The organism is Pokkaliibacter sp. MBI-7 (assembly GCF_029846635.1).
In the GTDB taxonomy this organism is placed as follows: Bacteria; Pseudomonadota; Gammaproteobacteria; order Pseudomonadales; family Balneatricaceae; genus Pokkaliibacter.
The window spans coordinates 1,127,252-1,144,403 of record NZ_JARVTG010000002.1 but is presented as its reverse complement, the minus strand read 5'-3'; the positions used below and the strand labels follow the sequence as shown (position 1 = coordinate 1,144,403).

Below are 17,152 nucleotides of genomic sequence, written 5' to 3'. Positions count from 1 at the left end.
TCCCAAAGCGTCTGTGTTCTGGATGGCGCTGAAAGTGGGTAATCCTTCGTGAGGGGATGGGTGTCGTCTCTGGTAGACGATGTTATGGTTAGGGTCTTTCACGGAAGTTGGAATAAAACATGGGCGGGGCCTATAACGTATTGATTGCGCGCCAACCTATTTTCGACGCGAAGTTGAGAATCTGTGGCTATGAACTGTTGTTCAGAAGTCAGCAGGATCAGCATCAGGCACTGTTTGATGATCCTGACGGTGCTACCCGTGACGTAATCATTAATAACTTCATGGCCATTTGGGATACCGGCTCGAAGAACAGGGTATTTCTTCCTGCCTATATCAATCTTGGTCGCCAGTTTATTCTTTCCCACCAGATTCCTGATTTACCGCGTGATCAGGTGGTCCTGGAAGTTCTCGAGAATGCCGGTTTTGATCAGCTGTTGTTTGACGCACTGGTGCTGCTAAAAAAAGACGGCTATACCCTGGCGCTGGACGATTTTGTTTACACCCCTGCCAAAAAGCCTTTTGTCCAGCTGGCGGACATTATCAAACTGGATGTACTTGCCTTGGGTGTTGAAGAAGTCGCGCGGCAGATCGAACTACTGAAGCCGTTTGGGAAGCGCATTCTCGCGGAAAAAGTGGAAACAGCGGATGAGCTGGAGCAGTGCAAGGCACTGGGATGTCATTTATTTCAGGGTTATTTTCTCAGCCGCCCAACATTAACCAAAGGTAAGCGAATTCCTGCCAGTGCATCAGTCCTGCTGCGGACTCTGGATGCCATTTCAAAAGGAGCCGGATCGGCAGAGGTTGAGCAGATCATTCGTATGGACCCGGGGTTAACCTACAAGTTGCTGCGGCTGATCAATTCTGCTCAGTTTGCCTTTGTCCGCGAAATCACCTCAGTACGTGAAACCGTCAACCTGTTAGGGCGGATAGCCATGAAAAAATGGCTGACGATGTTATTGACGGTCTGTAATGAACAGTGCATTTCAGAGCAGATTGTCCTGGCCCTAACGCGTGCGCGAATGTGTGAGCTGTTGGCAGAGCAAAAAGGAGAAGACACCGCAGATGCTTTTATTCTGGGCATTCTGAGCAGTCTTGAAATGCTCTACGGGGTGTCGATAAGCCAGATTCTGCAAGATCTGCCGCTGGATGATCGCCTGTCAAAAGGGATGAAAGGCGTGGGTGCCCTGGGTGAGCTGCTTTTGATTACCCGAGCCTATGAACGGGAACAATGGAACATGGTTGAACGGCTGGCTAAGGCGCCTTACGATCCGGGTGCGGCGTACATGGAAAGTGTTGGTTGGGCTGGCAAAATGGCTGCTGGCCTTATTTAGTTGCATGCGATAGCACAGTATTTTTGTGCAGCTGAACTATCTCGTATGCATTGATCCTCTGGCTGTAACTGCATCACTCAGTGCAGTTCAGCCACCTCTTGTTGCACTTTACTGGTTTGCCTACTCGCATATTCGGTACAGATGACCCGCAATAGTGACGCGAAGTTCTGTATCTCTCCACGGCGCTGCAATACCTCCAGATAGAGGGTGCTTATGAACTGGGGTGTAGATAGTTGCTCCTCCCGCGCTAACTGATCCAACAGAGTCCAGAACCGGCGCTCAAGTCGAAGACTTGTAACCTGCCCGTTCAGTCGAATCGATCTGCTTACCGCTTCATAGAGTGCTGGTTCCGTGCTCGCATAGATATCACACATGCTGGGGTGCTCCCTCAAAGCTCAGTGTGAGTAGCTTAGCAGAACAACCGGGTAGGATCAGCGCTTGGCCAATACTGTCTGGCCGTACTCTGTGGGAGAGTGAAAATGCCCTGTATATAGACAGGGCATTGAGATAGCTCAGAGTGTGAGTTTGCTCCCAGACCCTAGGCAGAGAGCACCGCGTGAAACTGTGCCAGCCATGCAGGGTGTGCAGGCCACGCGGGAGCAGTAACCAATTTGCCGTCGGTGATGGCATCAGTGACGGCAATATCTGCATATTTACCCCCGGCGAGAGTCACTTCAGCTGCGCACGCTGGATAGGCAGACACATGTTTGCCTTCGAGTACTCCGGTCGGAGCCAGCAGTTGAGCACCATGGCAAATGGCCGCAATAGGTTTATCACTGCTTACGAAGTGACTCACCATTTCGAGAACCTGGCTATTCATGCGTAAGTATTCGGGCGCGCGACCACCTGGTACCAGCAGTGCATCATAACTGGCTGGATCGGTATCGGCGAACGAGGCGTTGAGTGTGAAGTTGTGACCAGGCTTCTCGGAGTAAGTCTGATCACCTTCGAAGTCGTGAATAGCGGTTTTTATCTGATCACCGGCCTTTTTATCCGGGCAAATGGCATCCACCGTATAGCCCATGGCTTGAAGCGCCTGGAAAGGCACCATCAGTTCATAGTCTTCGACGAAGTCTCCGCAGATGATGAGGATTTTCTTGTTGTGTGACATAGCGATACCTCTTACAGATGGGTGGAAAGAGATCAGATGGCGCGCTTGTTCTGCGCGGCCTCTGAGAACTGTAGTGGTGAATCTTCGTGAAAGGGTAGTAGCTCCATACTACCTGCAGCGCTTTCCTTGCAGCCAAAGACAGTAGTGCGGCGGCACGACTCACACACCGCTGATGTGCTCGAATGCCTGATGCGAGTGCTTGTATAGAAGGCTGGATTGCCTTACAAAGCATTTCTACCGTCAGTTGAGGGTGAAAAGGTGCAAGTCATTGTTGATCTGTGTGTCATTCCACTCGGGGTGGGTGTGTCGGTGTCTGAACACGTTGCTGCGTGCCAGCAGGTGCTGGAACAGGCGGGGCTTGCGCATCAGATGCATGCGTATGGCACCAACATAGAAGGTGAATGGGATGAGGTGATGGCGGCTGTTAAACGTTGCCATGAGGTTGTTCATCGTATGGGCGCGCCGCGCATATCCTCGACCTTGAGGGTTGGCACACGTACAGATCGTCAGCAATCTATGGCTGACAAAATTGAGAGCGTAGTACAAAAACTGGCAGAAAAGCCCGAGTAGGCGTTCTGAACAGTTGTTTGTCGTGGTAGTGGAGAAGGTGCGTGATTAAACAGGGTGCCAGAGATGACACTGCCTTTCTGAAGGCAATGCAGGACGTGACTCCCCTGACGCAGAAAGCGGCCAAGGTGGACACTCAGACAGGCAGCAAGGATACGCCCGGATTGCGGCATCGGCGTGAAATGCTTTCCTCAGCAGAAGATACTTTAGGGCGGGATGATGAGTATGTGGAGCTACTGGAGCCTCTCGATGAACTGAGTTTCAAGCGATCAGGTATTCAGGCCGGCGTATTCAGGAATCTTCGTCTCGGCAAATATCCATATGAGGCACGGCTGGAGATATTCGGCATGCGTGTCGCTGAGGCCCGTAAAGAGGTATCCCGCTTTATCAAAGAGTGCCTGAAACTGGAAATTCGTACAGTGGCCATTTCTTTCGGGCGAGCCAAAGAGCGAGGCAGTCATGCCGCATGGCTGAAAAGCTACGTGGCCAAGTGGCTGAAAGAAAATGAGAGCGTACAGGGCTATCACTCTGCACTGAAACACCACGGTGGGCTTGGGGCGGTGTATGTGATCCTGCAGAAAAGTGAACGCAAACGCATGGAGACACTGGAGCGTCATCAGCGACGTATGAGTCAATAATTTGCGTTAATAAAGACGGGCGCGAATAGAAACGGGTGCATCACGCGACCATTTTCGACTGAACAAGGAATTCTGTGGGTAAACTCAACGTGTTTTCAGGTAAGTTTCGGCGCATTGCGGCTGTTGTTGTACTTACTGTTGTCGTATCTCCGTTAGCACTCATTGTTCTCGGACGGTGGTTAGACCCATCCGTGACCGCCTTCATGGTTGAGCGCTATGTGCATGCCTGGATAGAAGGAGATTGGCGTTACACGCAGGATCATGACTGGGTGGACTGGCGTAATATCAGCCGTAACATGCCATTAGCTGTTATGGCGTCAGAGGACCAGCGCTTCCCTGATCATCATGGTTTTGACTGGGTGCAAATGCAGAAAGCGGTAGAAGACTGGCAGGATGGAGACCGCTTGCGTGGTGCAAGTACGATCAGTCAGCAACTGGCCAAAAATCTGTTCCTCTGGTCGGGGCAGAACTGGCTGCGAAAAGGTCTGGAAGTCCCTTTGACGTTTGCTCTGGAAACGTTCTGGTCTAAGCAGCGTATTCTCGAAGTTTATCTGAACGTTGTTGAGTTTGGAGATGGGGTGTATGGCGTAGAGGCGGCGTCCTTAAGCTATTTCCGCAAGCATGCTGCACAGCTATCCATGTCAGAAGCTGCGAGACTGGCTGCAGTGCTGCCTAATCCCAAGCGGTTTATTGCAGACCGTCCATCCAGTTACGTCAGAGAGCGACAACGATGGATCGAGGGGCAGATGAACAACCTTGGTTACGACTATTTGAAACGGCTTTGAATTTGATTAAAGCGTCTATGAAATTGAAAGCGGCTACGAAATTGATAGTGGGCTTTTTTGCCCGATACGAGACTGACTGAACAGCCAGTCTCGTATCTCAGAGCTGCTTGGGGCTGGTGATTATGAGCTAGACCTTGGGTGGTTGGGCATCAAACGCCTGTCCGGTGGTGCCCGTGCTGTCTGCACCCATGAGATACAGATACGTAGGCATGATCTCTTCTGGCGTTCTTACTTCAGCCGGGTTCTCTGCAGGGTAGGCATAGGCTCGCATGCTGGTGCGGGTAGCCCCCGGGTTAATGCTGTTTACTCTGATGCTGGAGGTATTTTCCAGCTCATCTGCCAGAGCCTGCATCAGGCCTTCCGTCGCAAATTTGGACACAGCGTACGCTCCCCAATACGCACGGCCTTTGCGTCCGACCGAGGAAGAGGTATAGACGATGGAGGCATCCGCCGACTTTTCCAGCAGCGGAAGCAGGGCCCGTGTCATATAGAACTGGCTGTTCAGGTTGACCTGAATGACCTGAGCCCAGATGTCAGTGTCATACTGGCTGATGGGCGTTCGTAAACCCAGAATAGAGGCGTTGAACAAGACCCCGTCCAGTCTGCCAAACTCTTCCTCCAGCTTGCCTGCGATCATCTCGTAATCGTGAGGGGTAGCACCTTCAAAATGAATAGGGATGATCGCTGGTTGTGGATGGCCTGCCTGTTCGATGTCGTCGTACACTTTTTCCAGCTTTGAGGTTGTTCTTCCCATCAGAACAACTGTTGCTCCGTGCGAGGCGAAGCTGAGTGCCGCACTGCGGCCAATACCATCACCCGCGCCGGTTACCACTATTACACGGCCTTTCAACAGGTCCTTTGGGGCTGAGTAGTCAAAGTAACAGTTCATATGATCTTCCTGTATCCGTCCTATGATCTGATGGCTATTCCTCAGGGGCGTATTAACGATCAGCAGAGGAAGAGTTGATGAGTATCGCTTCTTTCTACACGAGTCATGCTTGCAGGCAATGAGGTGTGGTCAATCAAGTCCAGGGCTGATCCCTACACCAGCGCGCCAGCTCGGTTCCTGTGGCAACCACCAGATCAGCCCCCCAGCTAGTGGCAGGGCTAGTCTCCTCCAGATAGCCATATTCCACACCTATGGTAAACATGCCGGCAGCTTTGCCAGATTCAATATCCCGCAGGTGGTCTCCCACATAGATTGCGGTGGCGGGATCAATGGCCAGCGCTTCACAGGCCTTGTACAAGGGTTCGGGATGAGGTTTGCGGCGACTCACGTCGTCAGGGCAAACCAGTACCGCACAATCCTGAAGATCTGGCTGACGAGCAAGTAAAGCTTCGCTGTAAAGCCGTGGTTTGTTGGTCACTATTCCCCAGGGAATACTGGCTGCACGTGCAAGGTCAAGTACGTCCTCCAGTCCATCAAACAGGCACGTGTAGACACTGACGTGTTGCAGATAAAGATCCAGCAGACGTGCACGCAGTCGACTGAAGTCTGCTGCATCGGGAGTGATGTCGAACGCACTGCATACCAATGCCTGTGATCCATTGGAGACCTGCGCTCTGACAAAGGCGTAGTCACGTTCAGCGCGGCCTTCTTCAGCCAGCAACCGGTTGACCACAACATGGAAGTCAGGAGCCGTATCCAGCAGCGTGCCGTCCAGATCAAACAGCAAGGCAGAAGGTTTGGCAATGGCGTCAGCAAGCATGATAAGTCCCGATTCAGGCGGTGTTGAGGAAGTGCTTCAGCTTTTAAATTTCAGTTTTTAAATAAGGGGCTTTTGGCAGTGCATGATGTAATTGACGTCTACATCCCCGTCGACCAGACGATAGGCTTTGGTTACCGGGTTGTAGGTCATACCTGTCATGTGTTTTGACTCCAGACCTGCCTGACGGACCCAACGGCTTAACTCTGCTGGCTGGATAAACTTCCTGAAGTCATGTGTGCCTCTGGGTACCAGGTTGAGCAGGTACTCCGCTCCGGCAATAGCGAACAGCCAGGATTTGGGATTGCGATTGAGGGTCGAAAATACGACATGGCCACCTGGTTTGACCATCGTTGCACATGCTCTGATGACCGAACCTGGATCGGGAACGTGCTCCAGCATCTCCAGACAGGTCACTACGTCAAAATGTGCCGGGTATCTGGTTGCGAAATCTTCTGCAGTCGTTTGATGGTAGGTGACCTGCACCCCTGACTCCAAAGCATGTAAACGAGCCGTGTTAAGGGGAGCTTCGCCCATGTCGATGCCTGTCACCTGTGCACCACGGACGGCCATGGATTCGCTTAGAATGCCACCGCCACAGCCGACATCCAGCACGACCTTGCCTGCGAGGCCAACGCGCTCGTCGATGTAATTGACTCGCAGAGGGTTAATGTCATGCAGGGGTTTGAACTCACTTTCCTTGTCCCACCAGCGGGAGGCGAGGGCTTCGAACTTGGCCACTTCTTCCTGGTCAACATTGCTGTGGTTGCTGCTGTTTGGCTGACCGGTGTGCGCGGAGTCGTGTCGCATTGTCGTACCTGTAAGTGATTTAACTACTGCGCAGGTGACGTGGAAGTCGTTCTGCGACTGACCATGCCTGCAGCAAGATAAGAGGGCTAAGGATGTTGCAGTCATGATACTGGCTGTGACTTCACTGTCAAAGACGCTCAGCCGCTAAGTGAAGACGAATCAATGGCTTGAGTGACTTTTGTGGTATACTCGCGCAATTTGCCGACGCCACCATTTCCGGTCTGATATTGACCGAGCTACTGTTGTTCTCTTAGTCGAGATACAGGGCGGAAATGGTGATAGCAATCTTGTTTAAAAAGGAAAGCAGAAAACCATGGGTGAGCTGGCCAAAGAGATTGTGCACGTCAATATCGAAGACGAGCTGAAGCAGTCCTATCTGGACTATGCGATGAGCGTCATCGTTGGCCGTGCACTGCCAGATGTGAGGGACGGGCTCAAGCCTGTGCATCGGCGTGTACTGTTTGCCATGCACGAGTTGGGTAACGACTGGAACAAAGCCTACAAGAAATCGGCCCGTGTGGTCGGTGACGTCATCGGTAAATATCACCCTCATGGCGACAGCGCGGTCTATGACACCATCGTCCGGATGGCGCAGGACTTCTCACTACGCTACATGCTGGTGGACGGTCAGGGTAACTTCGGCTCCATCGATGGCGACTCTGCGGCGGCGATGCGTTATACCGAAATCCGCATGGCTCGCATTGCCCATGAGCTGTTGGCGGACCTCGAAAAAGAAACTGTCGACTACATCCCCAACTACGATGGCACCGAGCAGATTCCGGTTGTGTTGCCCACCAAGGTGCCAAACCTGCTGGTCAATGGTTCATCGGGTATCGCTGTGGGCATGGCGACCAACATTCCGCCGCATAACCTGGGTGAAGTAGTCGATGGCTGCTTGGCGCTGATCGATGACAGCCAGATGGGTGTCGATCAGCTGATGGAGTATATTCCCGGTCCAGACTTCCCTACCGCGGGTATCATCAATGGTCGTGCCGGCATCATCGAAGCGTACCGCACTGGTCGTGGCCGTATTTATATGCGTGCCCGCTACCATGTTGAAGACATGGATCGTGGCGGTAAGCAGGCCATCGTCGTTACTGAAATTCCCTACCAGGTCAACAAGGCCCGCCTGATTGAAAAAATCGCCGATCTGGTGAAGGAGAAGAAAGTCGAAGGCATCACCGAGCTGCGTGATGAGTCGAACAAAGAAGGTATGCGCATTGTTATCGAGCTGCGTCGTGGCGAAATGCCTGAAGTAGTGATGAACAATCTGTATGCCAATACCCAGATGCAAAGCGTCTTTGGTATCAATATCGTTGCCCTGGTGGATGGTCAGCCTCGTACCCTGAACCTGAAAGAACTGCTCGAAGCCTTTATCCGGCATCGTCGTGAAGTAGTGACCCGCAGGACATTGTATGAACTGCGTAAGGCGCGTGAGCGTGGTCATATTCTGGAAGGTCTGGCCGTTGCCCTGGCCAATATTGATCCTGTCATTGAGCTGATCCGCACGTCAGCCAACGCCAGTGAAGCGAAAGAGCGCCTGTTGGCCCGTTCCTGGGAACCGGGCAATGTTCTGTCGATGCTGGAGCGTGCTGGTGAGGATGCGTGCCGTCCTGATGATCTGCCCGCTGAGATGGGGTTGCGCGATGGTCATTACTATCTGTCGCCTGTACAGGCGCAGGCAATTCTGGACTTGCGTTTGCACCGTTTGACGGGTCTTGAGCATGAGAAACTGCTCAACGAATACGAAGAGCTGATCGTCAATATCGCCGAACTGCTTAAAATTCTGGGCAGTGCTGAGCGCTTGATGGAAGTGATCCGGGAAGAGCTGGTTGCTGTTCGTGAGCAGTATGCCGACGCTCGTCGAACTGAAATTCAGTCAAGCCAGCAAGATCTGACCATTGCAGACCTGATCACCGAAGAAGATCTGGTTGTCACCATTTCTCATACAGGTTATGCCAAGACCCAGCCTGTCTCTGACTATCAGGCGCAGCGTCGTGGTGGGCGCGGTAAGGCTGCGACAGCGGTGAAAGATGAAGACTTCATCGAACACTTGCTGGTAGCTAACAGTCACTCGACCATCATGCTGTTCTCCGATAAGGGTAAGGTCTACTGGTTACGTGTGTTCGAGATTCCACAGGCAAGCCGTGGTGCACGTGGCCGCCCCATCGTTAATCTGCTGTCGCTGGATGCTGATGAGCGTATTACCACCATTCTGCCTGTTTCTGAGTACCTGGAAGACCACTATGTCTTTATGGCTACTCGCAATGGAACGGTGAAGAAGACTCCTCTGGATCAGTTCGCGCGTCAGCGCTCCACTGGCCTGATAGCACTGAGCCTTGATGAAGGTGACACCCTGATAGGTGCATCTATCACCAACGGTAAACAGGACGTGATGCTGTTCAACTCGCATGGCAAGGCAATTCGCTTCAGCGAAGAAGATGTACGCGCCATGGGACGAACTGCCACAGGTGTTCGCGGTATGCGTCTGCAGGATGATGCCGTAGTGATAAGTCTCGTGATCCCGGATGATCAGGCGTCTATTCTCACAGCCAGTGCGCGCGGCTATGGCAAACGCACAGAGGTGACTGAGTTCCCTGTATACGGTCGCGGTGGTCAGGGTGTTATTGCCATCCAGACTTCTGAGCGTAATGGTGAGTTGGTTGCTGCTATCCAGGTGCTGCCAGGGGAAGAGGTCATGCTGATCAGTGATCGTGGTACGTTGGTCCGCACCCGAGTTGATGAAATCTCCTGCCTGGGGCGCAATACTCAGGGGGTGACCTTGATTCGACTGGCTGAAGACGAAAAGCTGGTTGGGCTAGCACCAATCAACGAGCCGGAAGCTATTGAAGACGCTGTGGAAGGTGATACGGCTACAGATGCTGCTGATACCACAGACGGAGCTGGCGAAGAAGAGTAATACCACCAACAATGCGGCTAAGGCCGCATTGTTGCTTATTAGGTGTTTGTGATTTCTGGTTGACCTGGCAGAACATCGTAAACATCACAGGATACTAACCTGGGGTAGGTACTGTGCATTCTCCTGCCCCTGGCCTTAAGTGAAGACGAAGCAAGTAGATCTCGGGGATATCCATATCATGACGCGCGCGTATAACTTTTGCGCTGGACCGGCTGCATTGCCGGAAGAAGTATTGTTGCAGGCTCGTGAGGAAATGCTGGACTGGCATGGAAAGGGCCTGTCTGTCATGGAGATGAGTCATCGTAGTGACGAGTTTGTGGGTATCGCTCAGGAAGCAGAGTCGCTGCTTCGTGAACTGCTGTCGGTACCTCATGGCTATAAAGTGCTGTTTCTGCAAGGTGGGGCGAATTTACAGTTCAGTTCAGTGCCACTGAACCTGCTGGGCTCTCACTCTTCTGCTGACTATATTGATACCGGTATCTGGTCCAACAAGGCTGTAAAAGAAGCTGCCCGCTATGCCAAGATTGATGTGATTGCCAACACGGCTGATCAGCACTACCACCGCGTTCCTCAGCAGCAGGAGTTGAAATTCAATAAAGATGCGGCCTATGTGCACTATTGCAGCAATGAAACTATCGGTGGATTGGAGTTTGACTACGTACCTGTGACGGAAAATGGCGTGCCGCTGGTTTGCGACATGTCCTCGACTATTCTGTCTCGTCCCATTGATGTTGCTCAGTACGACATGATTTATGCCGGTGCCCAGAAAAATATTGGCCCTGCCGGTCTGTGCCTGGTAATCATCAAGGAATCGCTGCTGGATCGCGAGGTATCCAGTATTCCGACCATGATGAGTTATCGCGTCGCAGCGGAAAATGACTCCATGTATAACACACCTCCGACTTTTGCCTGGTATCTGTCTGGACTGGTGTTCCAATGGCTGAAGCGTCAGGGAGGCGTTACGGCCATAGGCGAAGTCAACGCGCGTAAAGCAAGCAAGTTGTACGCGGCTATCGACGAAAGCCGACTGTATGCAAATCCTATTGCCGTCGCTAACCGGTCCTGGATGAATGTGCCTTTCACTCTGGCTGATGCTGGTCTGGAGAAGGCGTTTCTCAAAGAAGCCGATGCAGCAGGTCTGCTCAATCTCAAAGGTCACCGCTCAGTGGGCGGCATGCGTGCAAGCATCTATAACGCCGTGCCCGAAGCTGCTGTCGATGCGCTGATCGACTTTATGCATGCCTTCGAGAAAAAGTATTACCCAGTCTGATGCTGTATAGGGAGGCGAGTGCCTCCCTCCTTTCGGGATAATGTCTCGATAATTCCACGTATTCTGTAACGGGAGAGAACCATGGCCACTGAGCAAGAGCAGCTGGCAAAGTTGCGTGATGAGATTGATGAGATCGATCGCCATATTCACGAGCTGATCAACCAGCGTGCCCAGTGTGCTCAGCGAGTAGCTGAGGTAAAAATGGCCCATCGTACTGATGTGACCGAAGAGCCTGTGTTTTATCGTCCTGAGCGTGAGGCCCAGGTTTTGCGCAAAGTCATGGAGCGCAACAAGGGGCCACTTGATAGTGAAGAAGTTGCCCGTCTGTTCAGGGAGATCATGTCTGCCTGCCTGGCGCTGGAAAAGCCTACGCGGGTCGCTTTCCTCGGCCCTGAAGGGACATTTACCCAGCAGGCTGCATTGAAGCATTTTGGGCACTCAGCAGTGTGTGTACCGATGCCTACCATTGATGATGTTTTCCGTGAAGTGGAAGCCAAGGCCGTCAAGTACGGTGTAGTGCCGATCGAAAACTCCACAGAAGGCGTCGTGCATCATACTCTGGATAATTTCCGCAGCTCCGAGCTAAAGATCAGCGGAGAAGTGGAGCTGCGTATTCATCAGCATTTGCTGGTGAAGCCAGATACCGAGCCGTCACGCATTACGCGGATCTACTCACACCAACAATCGTTGGCCCAGTGCCGTCTGTGGCTGGATTCACGTTTTCCCAATGTTGAGCGTATTGCGGTCAGTTCCAATGCAGAAGCGGCACGCAGAGCGGCTGCCGAAGGCGAGCATGTTGCTGCCATCGCAGGTGAAATGGCGGCCAAGCTTTATGGTCTGGAGCATGCCTTCAACAATATCGAAGATCATCCAGATAACAGTACGCGCTTCCTGATCATCGGCCATGAATCTGTTGGCAGTAGCCAGCGTGACAAGACCTCTATTCTGGTGAATGCACGCAACCAGCCGGGTGCGTTGTATCACATTCTTGAGCCGTTCCATCGTGCTGGTGTGGACTTAACTCGTATCGAAACTCGTCCTGCCAATGCGGGTGCCTGGGGTTATGTATTCTATATCGACCTTGCAGGTCATCAGGATGAAGAGCCTGTAAATCAGGCTCTGAGTGAAGTATCGAGTAAGGTTGTTGAACTTAAGGTGCTTGGCTCTTATCCGCAGGCAGTACTGTGATGATAGATGGTTTTAAATCAGATCGAATTCTGATTGTCGGTCTCGGACTGATCGGCGGCTCGCTGGCATTGGCACTGCGTAAGGCAGACTTTGCCCGTGAGCTGATCGGATTTGATCTGAAAAGTGAGAACTGCGAGCTGGCTTTGGCGTTGGATGCTGTTGATCGAATTGAGACCGATCTCGGGCGGGCCGTTGCCGAAGCTGATATTGTGGTTTTATCTGTGCCAGTTAAAGCAATGGAGGGGGTGCTTGAGCGAATTGCTCCATACTTGCGCTCCAATACCCTACTGACGGATGTGGGTTCGACAAAAGGCAATGTCGTGACGGCTTCTCGTCGAATATTTGATCCCATGCTGTCTGGCTGGGTGCCTGGGCATCCTATTGCAGGTGCTGAAAACAGTGGTATGGCTGCTGCCAGGCAGGAATTGTTTGCGAGACACAAAATAATCCTGACCCCATTGCCTGAGTCCTCTGCAGCAGCCGTCGATATTATTTCTTCTATGTGGCGCGCTACAGGTGCTGAGGTATTGACAATGGATGTCGATCATCATGATGAGGTGCTGGCAGCGACCAGTCATCTCCCTCATTTGTTGGCGTTTTCTTTAGTCGATACCCTGGCGCAGGATCATGAGAACCGGGATATTTTTCGATATGCTGCAGGTGGTTTTCGCGACTTCACTCGCATCGCAGCCAGTGATCCGACAATGTGGCATGACGTCTTTCTGGCCAACCGGGATGCTGTGCTGGATGTCCTGGATCGATTTACTGACGGGCTCAGCCAGTTGCGCGCAGCGGTAGAGCAGGGTGATGGTGTAACGATGATGGGTGTGTTTACGCGGGCTAAGGCGGCGCGAGAACATTTCTCCCGTATTCTGGCTGGCACCGCCTATGCGAGCCCTGCGCACAAACTGTCAAAAAAGGCGTTCAAAATTGGCGCTAAATCCCGTTGCATCGGTCATATCAGTATGCCGGGAGATAAGTCGATATCACATCGTGCATTGATCCTGGGTGCATTGTCTGAAGGTCAGACGGTGGTATCGGGTATGCACGAAGATGAGGATACCCTGGCGACTCTCCAGGCATTTCGTGACATGGGTGTGGTCATTGAGGGGCCGGCAGAAGGACTGGTGACCATTCATGGCGTTGGTTTATACGGGTTGCGTCAGGCGCCTGGCGCGTTATATCTCGGACGATCCTCAACTTCTCTGCGCTTGCTGACGGGTCTGCTTGCTGCGCAGTCGTTCCCTTCAGAGCTGACAGGTAATGAGATGCTTGAGGAGTGTGATCTGAGCGCCATCATTCAGCCTTTGCAGCAGATGGGGGCGAAGATCGATGCGGAAAGAGAGGCCTTTCTTCCTATCAATATTTCTGGGATAGATGCAGATACGCTGCAGGCTGCTGCGCATCAGATTGAAACTCCCAGTGCGCAGGTTAAGTCAGCACTGCTGTTAGCATCGATGTATGCCGACGGTGAGACAAGGCTGACTGAACGTGTGAAAACACGTGATCATACAGAAAGAATGATGGCAGCTTTCGGGTGGCCGATTCAAACAGATGGCAACGTGGTTTGTTCCTCTGGTAAGGGGCAATTGCTGCCTGGCCATGTGGCCATCCCCGGTGATATATCGCTTGCAGCCTATTTTATGGTGGCAGCGTTGATTACACGAGATAGTGATCTTCGACTGGAGGGTGTGGGGGTTAACCCTTCTCGTACAAGTCTCCTCGACCTGTTGATCGGTATGGGTGGATTGATTGAGCAGCATGCTAAACACGAGTCGAATGACGAGCCTAGTGCGTGCCTGTATGTTCGCCACTCAAGGCTCAAACCATGTCGTGTTGAGTTATCGAAGATGCACTGTTCCATTGAAGAGCTGGCGGCAGTATTGATTGCACTGAGCTTTGCAGAGGGTGAGTCTGTTCTTCTGGACTGGAGCCGGGTTGCTCAAGTAGATGCCTTGAATATCACTGTCAATGGTTTGCAAAAACTAGGTATTCAAATTGAGTCGAAAGATGACTGTTTGCTGATTAAGGGCGTTGGCTCTGAGGTTTTACTGGCGGGACATGAGCTTGATGGCAAAGGTAATTCTGTTGCATCTATGGCGCTTGCAATTGCTGCATTGCGAACAGGTAATTCGGTAATTATCGAGGATTGCTTGGGAGATACTCCTTACTTCCCTGAGTTTGTTAGCATTGCCCAGTCATTGGGTTTTGAACTTCAATCAATTGGATAAGTCATGGCATTGAAATCCGTACCCGTTGTTACCGTTGATGGTCCAAGCGGTTCAGGGAAGGGAACCATTTGCAAGTTGCTTGCAACAAGGCTGGGATGGCACTTGTTGGATAGCGGTGCACTGTATCGTTTAGTCGCTTTGGCCAGTATGCGCCACCAGATTGCTGTTGATGATGAGGAGTCCTTGACTGTACTGAGTGCTCATCTTGATGTGCAGTTTAAGACTGAAGCTGAGTCTGACGGTGTTCATGTCGTGCTTGAGGGCGAAGATGTAACCAGTACTATTCGTCAGGAAGAAGTAGGCAAACTAGCATCCAGAGTCGCGACTTACCCTGGTGTTCGTCAGGCTCTGCTGGAAAGGCAGCGTATCTTTGCAGCTCTGCCTGGATTGATTGCGGATGGGCGTGACATGGGTACCGTCGTATTTCCCGATGCGCCGCTTAAAATATACTTGATCGCCAGTGCTGAAGAGCGTGCCCGCCGCCGGTTCCTCCAGTTGCAAAAGCGTGGGGCCGATGCTAGTTTTGCTAAGATTTTGCAAGATATTCAGGCGCGTGACGCCCAGGATATGAATCGCAGTGTGGCACCACTCAAGCCAGCCGCTGATGCAGTAACGATCGATTCAAGTGAGCTGGATATAGACGCCGTAATGTATGAGGTAGAGCAACTCTTACGCGAGCGTGAGTTGGTGTGAGGTTTATGTTCAATCCCATGGTGGGGTGTGCAGCATGACCCAGTTAGTCATGTTGTGCAGAAAGACTCAACTGACCCGTATGGACTGGTATACGGCAAACTGATATGCAATGCATATCCCCAGGTCACAGGAAAGAAGATGAGCGAGAGTTTTGCTGAGCTGTTTGAAGAAAGCCTGAAGGAAATGGACCTTCAGGTTGGTGCCATTATTGAGGGAACAGTTGTTGCCATTGATAAAGAATGGGTGACTGTTAACGCAGGGCTGAAATCGGAAGGGGTTATCCCGCTCAATCAGTTTCTGAATGAGAACGGCGAACACTCCCTGCAGGTCGGCGCGGTGGTTAAAGTCGCTGTCGAAGCTCTTGAAGATGGTTATGGTGCTACTCGTCTGTCGCGCGAAAAAGCGAAGCGCGCTGAGGCCTGGGTTGAGCTAGAGAAAGCTTTTGCAGATAACGCTGTTATTAAAGGCATTATTTCTGGCCGTGTGAAAGGCGGTTTTACTGTTGAAATCGACACTGTTCGTGCGTTTCTTCCGGGTTCACTGATTGATGTTCGCCCTTTGCGGGATACGACCCATCTTGAAGGGAAAGAGCTTGAGTTCAAACTGATCAAGCTGGACCAGAAGCGGAACAACGTCGTTGTTAGTCGTCGTGCAGTTCTGGAAGCTGAGAATAGTGCTGAGCGTGAAACTCTTCTTGCAAACCTCCAGGAAGGGCAGGAGCTGAAAGGTATTGTTAAAAACCTTACTGACTACGGTGCATTCGTTGACCTGGGCGGCGTAGATGGCTTGCTGCACATTACCGACATGGCGTGGAAGCGCATTCGTCATCCTAGTGAAATGCTGAATGTCGGCGACGAAATCAGAGTGGTTGTATTGAAGTTCGATCGCGATCGTCAGCGTGTTTCTCTGGGCATCAAGCAACTGGGTGAAGATCCTTGGGTTAACATCAAAACACGTTTCCCTGAAAACAGTATCACTAAGGCGCGTGTCACCAATCTGACAGATTATGGCTGCTTTGCAGAGATTGAAGATGGCATTGAAGGCCTGGTTCACGTTTCTGAAATGGACTGGACCAACAAGAACATTCATCCGTCCAAGGTCGTTCAGGTGGGCGATGAAGTCGATGTAATGATCCTGGATATTGATGAAGAGCGTCGTCGTATTTCCTTGGGTATGAAGCAATGTGTTGCGAATCCATGGGAGGCATTCTCCTCTAAATTCAATAAGGGCGATCGCATCAGCGGCAAGATCAAGTCAATCACTGACTTTGGTATCTTCGTTGGCCTGGATGGTGGCATCGACGGTTTGGTTCATCTCTCTGATATTTCCTGGAATGAGCCCAGTGAAGAGGCTGTTAAGCAGTTCAAGAAAGGTGATGAGATTGAAACTGTCGTACTGGCAGTTGATCCTGAACGTGAACGCATCTCTCTGGGCGTTAAGCAACTGGATGAAGATCCTTTCCAGAGCTTCGTGGCTACCAATGATAAAGGTGCCGTCGTTAGTGCCAAAGTAACTGCACTGGACGCCAAGGGAGCTACAGTGGAGTTGATCGAAGGCGTCGAAGGGCAGATCAAAGCCAGTGAGCTTAGCCGTGACAGCGTTGATGACCCCCGTCAGGTTCTGAATGTTGGAGATGTGGTTGAGGCTCGCATTCAGAATATTGATCGCAAAAATCGCGTCATCATGCTGTCCGTAAAAGCTAAAGATGTTGCTGAGGAAAAGGCTGCGATGCAGCAGATGCGTCAGACGCAATCTGAAGCATCAGGTCCAACCACTATCGGTGATCTGATCAAAGAACAGCTCAAAGGCAAGCAATAGATCCAGCATCTAACTTGTTGATAAAAAAGAGTGAGTGATTGATTTTACTCACTCTTTTTTTTTTCACAAAAACAGTGTAGTTTG

The 17,152-nt window shown here is 51.7% G+C and carries 15 protein-coding genes; 10 read left to right on the top strand and 5 right to left on the bottom strand.

Annotated features, from left to right (window positions below):
• The first annotated feature begins 119 nt into the window (after positions 1–119).
• Positions 120–1,331 carry an HDOD domain-containing protein gene (locus tag QCD60_RS24935; protein WP_279789511.1) on the top strand — a complete coding sequence of 404 codons (1,212 nt, stop codon included), beginning with the start codon at positions 120–122 and terminating at the stop codon, positions 1,329–1,331.
• Positions 1,332–1,408: 77 nt separating this feature from the next.
• Here the strand turns inward: QCD60_RS24935 and QCD60_RS24930 are convergent, their stop codons facing one another.
• Positions 1,409–1,705: a ribbon-helix-helix domain-containing protein gene (locus tag QCD60_RS24930; protein WP_279789509.1), complete on the bottom strand. Its 297-nt coding sequence runs from the start codon at positions 1,703–1,705 to the stop codon at positions 1,409–1,411.
• Between the two features lie 164 nt (positions 1,706–1,869).
• On the bottom strand, positions 1,870–2,442 hold the full coding sequence (locus QCD60_RS24925; protein ID WP_279789507.1) for a DJ-1/PfpI family protein: 573 nt from the start codon (positions 2,440–2,442) through the stop codon (positions 1,870–1,872).
• 258 nt (positions 2,443–2,700) lie between these two features.
• On the opposite strand from QCD60_RS24925, the gene QCD60_RS24920 reads away from it, so the two are divergent.
• The 3 genes from QCD60_RS24920 (at position 2,701) to mtgA (ending at position 4,432) form a co-directional block, all read left to right on the top strand.
• Positions 2,701–3,012 (top strand): MTH1187 family thiamine-binding protein, encoded by a 312-nt coding sequence (locus tag QCD60_RS24920; protein WP_104154063.1) that lies wholly within the window; start codon positions 2,701–2,703, stop codon positions 3,010–3,012.
• 41 nt (positions 3,013–3,053) lie between these two features.
• Positions 3,054–3,647, top strand: a complete 594-nt coding sequence (gene smrA / locus QCD60_RS24915; RefSeq protein WP_279789504.1) for a DNA endonuclease SmrA — start codon at positions 3,054–3,056, stop codon at positions 3,645–3,647.
• A gap of 74 nt (positions 3,648–3,721) precedes the next feature.
• Positions 3,722–4,432 (top strand): monofunctional biosynthetic peptidoglycan transglycosylase, encoded by a 711-nt coding sequence (mtgA, locus tag QCD60_RS24910; protein WP_279789502.1) that lies wholly within the window; start codon positions 3,722–3,724, stop codon positions 4,430–4,432.
• A gap of 127 nt (positions 4,433–4,559) precedes the next feature.
• Here the strand turns inward: mtgA and QCD60_RS24905 are convergent, their stop codons facing one another.
• From QCD60_RS24905 to ubiG, 3 genes are all read right to left on the bottom strand, one after another.
• A complete protein-coding gene (locus tag QCD60_RS24905) occupies positions 4,560–5,321 on the bottom strand; it encodes a YciK family oxidoreductase (protein WP_279789500.1) in 762 nt (253 codons plus the stop codon).
• A 133-nt stretch (positions 5,322–5,454) separates the two neighbouring features.
• The gene (locus tag QCD60_RS24900) at positions 5,455–6,141 is read right to left on the bottom strand and encodes an HAD-IA family hydrolase (RefSeq protein ID WP_279789498.1); all 687 of its coding nucleotides are present in this window, start codon (positions 6,139–6,141) and stop codon (positions 5,455–5,457) included.
• A gap of 57 nt (positions 6,142–6,198) precedes the next feature.
• Positions 6,199–6,948 (bottom strand): bifunctional 2-polyprenyl-6-hydroxyphenol methylase/3-demethylubiquinol 3-O-methyltransferase UbiG, encoded by a 750-nt coding sequence (ubiG, locus tag QCD60_RS24895; protein ID WP_279789496.1) that lies wholly within the window; start codon positions 6,946–6,948, stop codon positions 6,199–6,201.
• Between the two features lie 313 nt (positions 6,949–7,261).
• Here ubiG and gyrA point away from each other — a divergent pair, with 313 nt between their 5' ends.
• The 6 genes from gyrA to rpsA all read left to right on the top strand — a co-directional run bounded on the left by gyrA (position 7,262) and on the right by rpsA (position 17,068).
• Positions 7,262–9,868, top strand: a complete 2,607-nt coding sequence (gene gyrA / locus QCD60_RS24890) for a DNA gyrase subunit A (RefSeq protein ID WP_279789495.1) — start codon at positions 7,262–7,264, stop codon at positions 9,866–9,868.
• Between the two features lie 178 nt (positions 9,869–10,046).
• On the top strand, positions 10,047–11,138 hold the full coding sequence (gene serC, locus QCD60_RS24885) for a 3-phosphoserine/phosphohydroxythreonine transaminase (RefSeq protein ID WP_279789493.1): 1,092 nt from the start codon (positions 10,047–10,049) through the stop codon (positions 11,136–11,138).
• An 81-nt stretch (positions 11,139–11,219) separates the two neighbouring features.
• A complete protein-coding gene (gene pheA, locus QCD60_RS24880; RefSeq protein WP_104154056.1) occupies positions 11,220–12,326 on the top strand; it encodes a prephenate dehydratase in 1,107 nt (368 codons plus the stop codon).
• On the top strand, positions 12,326–14,557 hold the full coding sequence (locus QCD60_RS24875) for a prephenate dehydrogenase/arogenate dehydrogenase family protein (protein WP_279789491.1): 2,232 nt from the start codon (positions 12,326–12,328) through the stop codon (positions 14,555–14,557). The genes pheA and QCD60_RS24875 overlap by 1 nt, the downstream gene beginning before the upstream one ends.
• Before the next feature lie 3 nt (positions 14,558–14,560).
• Entirely contained in the window at positions 14,561–15,250 is a 690-nt protein-coding gene (gene cmk / locus QCD60_RS24870) for a (d)CMP kinase (protein WP_279789488.1), read from the top strand.
• A 138-nt stretch (positions 15,251–15,388) separates the two neighbouring features.
• Positions 15,389–17,068 carry a 30S ribosomal protein S1 gene (rpsA, locus tag QCD60_RS24865; protein ID WP_279789485.1) on the top strand — a complete coding sequence of 560 codons (1,680 nt, stop codon included), beginning with the start codon at positions 15,389–15,391 and terminating at the stop codon, positions 17,066–17,068.
• The last annotated feature ends 84 nt before the right edge of the window (positions 17,069–17,152 follow it).

Excerpts from the sequence above, each read along its gene's own strand:
- QCD60_RS24935 (WP_279789511.1), top strand. The coding sequence starts at position 120 with ATGGGCGGGGCCTATAACGTATTGATTGCGCGCCAACCTATTTTCGAC.
- QCD60_RS24930 (WP_279789509.1), bottom strand. The coding sequence starts at position 1,705 with ATGTGTGATATCTATGCGAGCACGGAACCAGCACTCTATGAAGCGGTA.
- QCD60_RS24925 (WP_279789507.1), bottom strand. The coding sequence starts at position 2,442 with ATGTCACACAACAAGAAAATCCTCATCATCTGCGGAGACTTCGTCGAA.
- QCD60_RS24905 (WP_279789500.1), bottom strand. The coding sequence starts at position 5,321 with ATGAACTGTTACTTTGACTACTCAGCCCCAAAGGACCTGTTGAAAGGC.
- QCD60_RS24900 (WP_279789498.1), bottom strand. The coding sequence starts at position 6,141 with ATGCTTGCTGACGCCATTGCCAAACCTTCTGCCTTGCTGTTTGATCTG.
- ubiG (WP_279789496.1), bottom strand. The coding sequence starts at position 6,948 with ATGCGACACGACTCCGCGCACACCGGTCAGCCAAACAGCAGCAACCAC.
- gyrA (WP_279789495.1), top strand. The coding sequence starts at position 7,262 with ATGGGTGAGCTGGCCAAAGAGATTGTGCACGTCAATATCGAAGACGAG.
- serC (WP_279789493.1), top strand. The coding sequence starts at position 10,047 with ATGACGCGCGCGTATAACTTTTGCGCTGGACCGGCTGCATTGCCGGAA.
- pheA (WP_104154056.1), top strand. The coding sequence starts at position 11,220 with ATGGCCACTGAGCAAGAGCAGCTGGCAAAGTTGCGTGATGAGATTGAT.
- QCD60_RS24875 (WP_279789491.1), top strand. The coding sequence starts at position 12,326 with ATGATAGATGGTTTTAAATCAGATCGAATTCTGATTGTCGGTCTCGGA.
- cmk (WP_279789488.1), top strand. The coding sequence starts at position 14,561 with ATGGCATTGAAATCCGTACCCGTTGTTACCGTTGATGGTCCAAGCGGT.
- rpsA (WP_279789485.1), top strand. The coding sequence starts at position 15,389 with ATGAGCGAGAGTTTTGCTGAGCTGTTTGAAGAAAGCCTGAAGGAAATG.